The sequence below is a fragment of the Rhodococcus sp. P3_B8 genome, from assembly GCF_056402775.1.
In genome coordinates, this window is the sequence record NZ_JBFUGT010000354.1 from 1 (window position 1) to 6,189 (window position 6,189).

Here is a 6,189-nt window from a genome sequence, read left to right on the forward strand (position 1 = left end):
CGACAAAGCGGTCGCCGACGCCGGCCGAGCTCCCGGTTCGGTCAAACTCGTCTCCCTGTCCTGGTTCTACCAACTCGAGAACGGTGAGACCTGGGAAGACGGTGTGACCAACGGCTTCGGCTCCGGCCCCATCAGCTCGTGCATCACCAACGCCGGCCTGATGGACCAGCACCGCGACGAACTCGGCGACTCCATCGTCGACGCCTCCCTCACCGCTGCCCAGCAATACCTCGGTGACCCGAAGGCCCCAGACCAGCCGCACTACCTCGACGTCTGGGCGAAGTACCTGCGCGGACTCGACCCTCGGCACCGCCCGATTATCACCAAGGAACTCGTCGACTACTGGTGCCTCTACGGATCCCCCGGCCAACTGCGGGACAAGGCTGCCCTGATGCGCCAAGCCGGTGTGGACATCCTCCAGGTGTTCTTGTCCAACCCCTTCACGGCGGCCCGTGACATCGACAACATCGGACACTCGATCCTCGCCCACGCGTAAACCCGCATCCCGAATCAGGAGCTATTGATGGAACTCGACCCCCGCACCACCGCCGTTGTGGCAGTCCACTGCCAGGGTGACATCGTCGGCCCCGCCGGCGCCTTCGCCGACTTCTTCCACCAGCAGGTGAGCGAACGCCGCGTCATCGACCAGATCGCCGCGCTCATCGCCGCAGCCCGCGAAGCCGGCGCCCCCGTGGTCTACACCCGGGTCGCATGGAAGCCGGACTTCTCCGACCTCGAGGTGAATTCGCCGCTACTGGGAATCGTCGCTCAGGCCGGATGCCTCAAGGACGGAAGCGAACTCGCCGAGATCGTCGAACCCCTCGCCCCGGGTGACGGTGACATCGTGCTCACCCATCAGCGAGTCGGCGGCTTCGCCGGCACCGACCTCGACGCCACCCTCCGGGGCAGGGGCATCACCACCCTGCTCTTCGCCGGTGTGGCCACCAACGCCTCTGTCGAGGGAACAGCCCGTGTGGCAAGCGATCTCGGCTACCGAACGGTCATCGTCGAAGACGCCTGCTCGGCGGYCACCCCCGAAGCACACGAGGCGAGCATCAACTCCCTCGGCCTGCTCGCCGAGATCACCACCGTCGACGAGGTCCGCACCGCCCTGCCCGAGGCAGTCACCGGTACCCCCGCCTGACAACACCCTCCCGGGCACTGGTGCGGCCGCTTCCATACCGCCGCACCAGGGTTCGCCGTACCCATAATCACTTTCTTCCACCCCGAACAACCCTCACCTTCAGGAGTTTTCGTACATGAAGACCATGCGCGTCGCCCGCCTCCACGAGATCAACCAGCCGATGAAGATCGAGGAACTCCCGATCCCCGAGCCGCGGCCCACCGATGTGCTGGTACAGGTCAAGGCCTGCAACGTGGTTCCGAACCTGAGCAACGTGCTTGCCACCTACAGCGAATGGTTCCCCTACCTGCCGCTTCCGAAGCTGCCCGCGATCTTCGGACTCGACTCCGCCGGCGTCGTCGCCGCCGTCGGCAGCCACGTCACCGACATCGCCGTCGGCGACCGCGTCTACGTCAACCCGGGAATCTCCTGCGGCGGCTGCCGCGCCTGCCGGCAGGGCGAAGACCAGAACTGCGACAAATACACCTTCATGGGCTACTTCTCCTTCGGTGCCGACGGCCAGCAAATCTTCGACGCCTACCCCTACGGCGGACTCGGCGAATACCTGACTGCGCCGCAACGCAATCTGGTCAAGCTGCCCGACTCCGTCAGCTACGAGGAAGGCGCCCGATTCGGCTACCTCGGCACCGGTTACTCTGCGCTGCGCAAGGCCGGAGTCGGCCCCGGCTCGACCGTCCTGATCGACGGCATCTCCGGCACCCTGGGACTGGGCACCTGCCTGAGCGCCCTCGCACTCGGCGCGAGCCGCATCTTCGGAACCGGCCGCAACGCCGACCTGCTAGAAGACGTCCGATCCATCGCCCCTGACCGCATCCATGTCCTCCCCGCCGGCGAGGGCGAATTGCGCAGCTGGGTGCGCGAGCACAATGACGGCGAGGGCGTCGACGTCGTGATCGACTCGCTCGGCCCCGGCGCACCGGCAGAATCGTTCCTCGACGCCGTCACCGCGCTCCGCCGGGGCGGCGTCGCGGTCGACGTCGGCGGCATGATGGAACGACCCGCGCTGGACATGTTCTCCATGATGTGCTCGCAGGTCAGCGTCCTCGGCAGTCTCTGGTTCTCCACCGCAGAGGCCCAGGACATGGCCGATCTCGCTGGTGCCGGTGTCCTCGATCTCTCGGTGTTCGAGCACCACAGCTTCCCGCTCGAGAAGATCAACGAAGCACTCGCTGATCTGCCCGCCCGCCACGGCGGCTTCACCAACTTCATCAGCGTCCCCTGATCTCGCGGTCGGTACCCCGCACCCCAGCAGTAACGGGGCGGGGTACCGACCCTCTCTGCTGGAGTGCAACGATGCGGGCCTTTCGAACCGTAAATCACCAGGAACTACCTACACAGGGGGCGAACTGGCGGTTGAATGCAGGCGTGCCGCGACTACGCGCTCACCGCCGGAGAACCCTTCGGCATCTGGGGCGGGATGTCCGAGGAAGACCGCGACCACGTACTCGTCCAGGGCCGTGCCGGCAAAACCAGCAGATGCGGCGCCGAGGCGTAGAGCGAACCCTCTGACAAACCGGAGTACACATGCCGATTCTCATCCTTCACGCCATGATCGCCGGTCTCAGCGTCCTGAGTGAGTGGTTGTCGGAGCCGCTGAAGAAGCCCGCTGCCGCGCTCGCCCAGACACAAACGGTCTTCCGGTGGGTCGCACTAACCCGCTGTTGTTCTACGACGGACTTTGCTTGGTCGATCAGTTGCGGTGCCAGGAGTTGTCATTGGACAAGTGGGCGCATCGTCCCCATGCGGGACGCAGCGCTGGGTCGTGSACGGACGGGGCCTCATTGCGTAGGTCCCAGTCCGTGCACGACGTCCGTCACCAAGGTGCGGACAGAAGCCATTCGTGAGGAGCGCGCTCCACGGCACGGTCCCATTCGTCTCGATTGATATCGAGGAAGGCTCCCTGACTGTAGAGAAGCGGCTCCCCGGCGGCGGTTCCCACGGTCATGACTCGTCCGAGCACGATCGCGTGGTCGCCGCCGTCGAGGACCGCGTACCGATCGCATTGCAGGTGTGCGAGCGCCCCGTCCAGCAGCGGGACGCCTCCCCGTCCGCGATGGAAGGGGACGCCGGTGAACTTGTCGGCGGCGGGCCGCGCGAACGACATCGCCAGATCGGCCTGGTCGGCGGCCAAGATGTTGATCACGAAGCCGACGCCGGTGGTGAGGGCGCGGTGCATGAACCGGCCGTTGTCGATGCACACCAGCACCAGGGGCGGATCGAGGGACACCGAGGAGAATGCGCTGACGGTGCAACCGATCGGCGCGCCGTCTTCGCCGAGTGCTGTCACCACTGTCACCCCGGACGCGAATCGTCCTACGGCGTCCCGTAATTGCGCGCCACTGATTGCACTGTCGATTTCCGCGGTGCTCATAACAGGGCACCCTGCTGCTCTGCGACGGCGGACACGGGGTCCCCGGCCAGCTCGAGCGCCCGCTCGACGAGCCGGAACGAATTGGACTTGTCGTAGACGGTGTAGTTGTTTGCCAGCAGTCGAACGGGGTCGCCGGCGTAGTAGCGTTCGTATTGCAGTGCTCGCTGCCCGAAACCGTCGCCGCACAGGTCCCATGCAAGCTTGTAGAGGCGGACTCGGTCCACTGCGGCGAGCCCGTCGGCGCCCTTGAAGTACTTGTCGATGTCGTCGGCGATGGGGGAGGCGAAGTCGGCCGCGGACGGCATCATCAGCAGACCGCCCGCTCCCAGGGTCTGCAGGATCTCCATCACCTTCGGGTAGGTGGCGGACAGGTGCATGCGCAACGTCTGCAGTGCATCGAACTTCGGTCGTGCGGTCCCGCTGTTGGACAGCTCGAACTCCGTTTCGGCCGTGTTGATCAGCGCCCGGCAGATCTCGGTCGCTGCGATGGCTTCTCCCAGCTTCTGTTGTACATGCAGGAAGGAATCGATCTTCACCGACTGGGCGAGCTTCATCGCGACGCCGAGCGCGAACTGCATCTTGACCAACCCGCGCACGCCGGTCTGATGACCGGTGTGCTGACGGAGGCTGGTTTCGATGTACATCGCATTGACCAACGACACATCGCCGTAGAGGAAGACTCGGTCCCATGGAACGAGGACATCGTCGAACACCACCAGCGAGTCCGCCTCGTCGAAGCGGGTGGACAGCGGATGATCGAATCGGTTTCGGCTTCCGTCGTCATGGGGTTCGCGGGTGATCAGACGCAGGCCCGGGGTCTCGATCGGAATCGCGAAGACCGCCGCGTGCTTCTCGTCGCCGGCGCGAAGACTCGGCAGGTTGTAGATCACCATCTCGTCGGCCATCGGAGCGAAGGTGGCCAGCATGCGCGCCCCGCGCACTACCAGACCTTCGGGCGTTTCCCGTACCACACCCATGTGGAGGAACTCGTCCTCCTGCTCAGCGGAACTCTTCGAACGATCCGTCTGGGGTGTGATGAGTGCGTGAGTCATGAACAGGTCGTTGTCGCGCACGTACTCGAAGTAGCGTTGGACATTGTCGGCGAAACGCTGTCCCAGCCGATGGAACACGCCCGGTTCGTCGGCGAAGGCCATCAGCGTGGTGTTCATGAAGTCGGGGGAGCGGCCCRTCAGGCCGAGTGTCGCCTCGGACCAGAGGGTGAATGCCTTCCGTCGGTCGACCAGATCCTGGTACGAGCGCGGGGGGACGAATGCGGTACCGACCGGGCCGTTCGGTCCTGGCCGGACCAGGACATCGGAGTACTCGGGGTCGTGCTGCATGTCGTAGAGATTTGCGATCTGCTCGATGGGTAGGCGCAGTGAGGGGTGCTGGGTGACATCGGTGACGCGTTCGCCGTTGATCCAGACCTCGCGAGGAGTGTTTTGAAGTCGTGCCTTGTACTCGGCGCCGGTGCGAATTGCCATGATTGTTTCCTTCGTCGTGAGCATCTTGTTGTGGGACAAGCGCTGCGGTCGTGCGGGTAGTGCGTAACAGGGTGTTGAAAAACTTTTCGGGGCAGGGCTATTCGGCCAGGAATGCGAGCACCATCTTGTTGAACTGGTCGTACTGTTCCCACTGCGGCCAGTGCCCGGCGTCGGTGATCAGTTCGAATCGTCCGTCGGCGATCTTCGAGGCCATCTCGATGCCCGCCCCCGCCGGTCCGGAAGGGTCGTCACTGGTCCAGACGACGAGCGCCCCGTGCGGCACGKCGGCGAATTCTTCGTCTGAAATTCGGTTCCACAGTCGAATCTCCGGGTCCTGCAAGCACAGGATGTGCCGCATCGAGTCGCTGAAGCCCGGCCGCGAGTAGATTCCGCGCCTGATCTCCACCAATTCGTCGGTCACCCGGCTGTTGTCGGCCATCAACCACTCGAGGCGTGCTCGTACCCGTTCCGGCGTGGGATCGTCTGCGGCTGCCTGGGACAGGCTGCGGATACGTTCCATCACCTCGGGGGTGGACATCGTCCCACCCGGAGTGTTCAACACCAGTTTGCCGACCCGATCGGGGTGGGCTGCTGCGAACTTCACGGCGATCCAACCACCGAGGGACTCGCCGTTCAGGTGCGCCTTCTCGATGCCCAAGGCATCCATCAGGGCAACCAAATGCTCGATGTAATCCACCATTTCGAGATTGCTGTCGGCCAGCGTGGTGTACCCGTGGCCGGGGTAGTCGAAGGCGACGACGCGGTAGTGTTCGGCAAAGGCGGCGAGGTTGCGTGAGTACGCCTCGAGATGGCCACCGGTTCCGGCCATCAGGATCAGAGTCTGGGGCCCGTGCCCGGATTCGAGGACTCTGGTACGCCACCGACCGACCTGTACGTATTTCACGGTGAAGTCGAGTCCGGGAAACGACGTCCATACCGAGGTGCCGATGCTCATAGGTGAAACTCCTTACGCGAAAATCGATTTGATTTGCTGGAAACGGATAGGGCTCATGCGCGAGTTGGTGCCGCCGTGGCCACGGCGAATCCGGCGATCCACTCGGGGATCGCCCGGTAGAAACTCGACCGCACCTGGTAGGTGCCGGCCGCGGACAGTGCGGCGAACGCCGCGATCCACGTGCGGACCTCGTGGGAAGAATGGCCCGCGTTCTCGACGAACCAGTCATTTCCCC

At 64.4% G+C, this 6,189-nt stretch carries 6 protein-coding genes and 2 pseudogenes; 4 read left to right on the top strand and 4 right to left on the bottom strand.

Annotated elements, in window-relative coordinates; all coding sequences use genetic code 11:
• The 4 genes and pseudogenes from AC1D1G_RS40030 to AC1D1G_RS40045 all read left to right on the top strand — a co-directional run.
• Nucleotides 1-496 (top strand): annotated as a pseudogene (locus AC1D1G_RS40030) (LLM class flavin-dependent oxidoreductase); the annotation flags it as partial.
• A 27-nt stretch (nt 497-523) separates the two neighbouring features.
• On the top strand, nt 524-1,144 hold the full coding sequence (locus tag AC1D1G_RS40035) for a cysteine hydrolase family protein (RefSeq protein WP_477956360.1): 621 nt from the start codon (nt 524-526) through the stop codon (nt 1,142-1,144).
• A gap of 115 nt (nt 1,145-1,259) precedes the next feature.
• Nucleotides 1,260-2,366: an alcohol dehydrogenase catalytic domain-containing protein gene (locus tag AC1D1G_RS40040; RefSeq protein WP_477956361.1), complete on the top strand. Its 1,107-nt coding sequence runs from the start codon at nt 1,260-1,262 to the stop codon at nt 2,364-2,366.
• Nucleotides 2,367-2,501: 135 nt separating this feature from the next.
• On the top strand, nt 2,502-2,639 hold the full coding sequence (locus tag AC1D1G_RS40045; protein ID WP_477956362.1) for a WhiB family transcriptional regulator: 138 nt from the start codon (nt 2,502-2,504) through the stop codon (nt 2,637-2,639).
• A gap of 318 nt (nt 2,640-2,957) precedes the next feature.
• Here AC1D1G_RS40045 and AC1D1G_RS40050 read toward each other — a convergent pair whose 3' ends face one another.
• The 4 genes and pseudogenes from AC1D1G_RS40050 to mhpB form a co-directional block, all read right to left on the bottom strand.
• Complete coding sequence (locus AC1D1G_RS40050; RefSeq protein ID WP_477956363.1) at nt 2,958-3,515, bottom strand: flavin reductase family protein; 558 nt, start codon at nt 3,513-3,515, stop codon at nt 2,958-2,960.
• Nucleotides 3,512-4,999 carry a 4-hydroxyphenylacetate 3-hydroxylase family protein gene (locus AC1D1G_RS40055; protein ID WP_477956364.1) on the bottom strand — a complete coding sequence of 496 codons (1,488 nt, stop codon included), beginning with the start codon at nt 4,997-4,999 and terminating at the stop codon, nt 3,512-3,514. The genes AC1D1G_RS40050 and AC1D1G_RS40055 overlap by 4 nt, the downstream gene beginning before the upstream one ends.
• A gap of 97 nt (nt 5,000-5,096) precedes the next feature.
• Nucleotides 5,097-5,954, bottom strand: a complete 858-nt coding sequence (locus AC1D1G_RS40060) for an alpha/beta fold hydrolase (protein WP_477956365.1) — start codon at nt 5,952-5,954, stop codon at nt 5,097-5,099.
• A gap of 53 nt (nt 5,955-6,007) precedes the next feature.
• A pseudogene (mhpB, locus tag AC1D1G_RS40065) lies at nt 6,008-6,189 on the bottom strand (3-carboxyethylcatechol 2,3-dioxygenase); the annotation flags it as partial.